Origin of the sequence: Sulfuricurvum sp., assembly GCF_049305995.1 — a bacterium.
Lineage (GTDB): Bacteria > Campylobacterota > Campylobacteria > Campylobacterales > Sulfurimonadaceae > Sulfuricurvum.
This window is the reverse complement of the sequence record NZ_JBAQPS010000092.1, coordinates 1-1,957: the sequence shown is the minus strand read 5'-3', so window position 1 is coordinate 1,957 and position 1,957 is coordinate 1. Positions and strand designations below refer to the sequence as shown.

The 1,957-nt window shown below is 34.2% G+C and carries 2 protein-coding genes; one reads left to right on the top strand and one right to left on the bottom strand.

The window, feature by feature from the left end; genetic code table 11:
* The coding region (locus tag WA010_RS03135) for a hypothetical protein (RefSeq protein ID WP_422555720.1) at nucleotides 1-1,509 on the top strand (1,509 nt) is incomplete at its 5' end.
* A 30-nt stretch (nucleotides 1,510-1,539) separates the two neighbouring features.
* Here the strand turns inward: WA010_RS03135 and WA010_RS03130 are convergent.
* A complete protein-coding gene (locus WA010_RS03130; RefSeq protein WP_422555719.1) occupies nucleotides 1,540-1,806 on the bottom strand; it encodes a hypothetical protein in 267 nt (88 codons plus the stop codon).
* Nucleotides 1,807-1,957 lie beyond the last annotated feature (151 nt).

Genomic DNA, 1,957 nt, shown 5'->3' with positions numbered 1-1,957 from the left:
ATACAATACAGTTTTTCCAAATCTAACTGCTTGGTGATCCACTCAAAAGTAAAAGACAAAGAAGAAAAACTCAAAAACCTTAACTCTCTTGAAGATGTTGGCAATAAAATAAGAGCCATTTTTGCCGTCGATATTTTAAATGAGGGGTGGGATGTTCTTAATCTTTTTGATATTGTCAAACTCGATGAGATGAAAAAAACAACCAAAAGTACGATCAGCGAAGCACAGCTTATCGGACGAGGTGCGAGGTATTTTCCATTTGCGTATAACGATGACGATAAGTACAAACGAAAGTTTGATACCGATTTTGAAAATCCTCTCAAAATTCTGGAAGAGATGCACTTTTACAGTGTCAATCAAAGCGATTATATCGCATCACTTACAAAAGAACTTAGAAAAATCGGGCTGATCGATGATAAGGAAGATGACTTTAAAATCGTTGAATTAAAAGTAAAGCAAAGTTTTTTAGAAGACGAACTGTATAAAAACGGTGTCGTCTATACCAACAAAAAAATTCCGCAAGATAAAAGCGAAGTTGTAGGAATCAGCGATTATTTAGGCAAGTCCTATAAAACGCAAAAAAGATATATCAATAACACGACGCATGAGTTGAATGTTTTTGAAGAGGAAGTAAAAGAGGTAGCTTTTAGCAAAACAAAAAAGTTGAAACTAAAAGACGAAAATCCCGATCTTGTTCGTGTAGCCATCAATAAGAAGCCATTTTTTTATTTTAGCAGTTTAAAGAAATACTTTGTCAATTTAAAAAGTATCCGTGAATTTATCCAAAGTGATGATTATCTTGGAGGTATTGAGTTTGATTTTTATACCGTAAAAGAGTTGGACATAACCGATGAACTCAAAATTCATTTTATACTCGAAGTCTTAGGCAATATCGAAGATAAAATAATAAAAAATGCCAAAGAATTTGTCGGAGGCCGCGAATTTTACCCTGTCCGTATCAGCTCAAAAATTCCGCCGAAGAAAACACTGAAACTAAAAGAGAGTGATAGTACAATTGATATTATTGAAGAGTGGTATGTTTTTGAATCTCATGGAGGAACGAGCGAAGAGAAGCACTTTACCGATTTTATGTTAAAAGTTTCCGATGCGCTAAAATCGAAATACAAAGATGTAAAACTGCTCCGAAATGAAAAAGCGTTTGAGATTTACAGTTTCGATAAAACAAGAGACGGAGCCAAATTTGAGCCAGATTTTGTTTTGCTTTTAAAAGATAAAAATAATTGCACTCATCAAATTTTTTGTGAGCCAAAAGGTGACTGGGCAAAAGATGAAAAAGAAGGGTTTGAAAATTCTCCTGAGAAGTGGAAAAATGAGTTTTTAAACGATATTACAAAGCTGACATCTCAAAATAGTTTAGTGCTTCATGACAGAAATGAGAATGGACTAGAACTTTATGAAAACAGTTGCTATAAACTGTTTGGATTGCCTTTTTATAATTACGAGCAAGAGTCGGAGTTTAGAGAGAATTTTTCAAAATTGGTTTTTTAGAGTTGCATAAGCGAATTCAGCACTACCCTCTTACGCAGGGCGTAATTCACCTTTTAAATATTTATGTATGACAGAACTAATCAACGTTTGATACGGTAATCCCTCATACAATGCACGTGCCTTAATCCCATCCAAATCATCCTCAAGCAATCGAATACTAATCGCTTTTTTCTTGGTTATTTGCGTATGTGCAATGGATTGATAACGACTGATTTCTTGTGCTACATTAGGGACACTTTCTGCCTGTTGTGTCTCAACATAGTCGATTAATTCTTTTTCTTCGTCAGTGTATTTCATAGCATTCTCCTATGTATATTTCTTTTGATATTTACGACTTGGAACAATGTTTTTCAAAAAAATCTTCTCTTCGTCTTCCACAAAAGGGACATAATAAATATACCCTCGGATACGAACGATAAAGAGTTTTTGATTTGGGTATTTCTCAAGG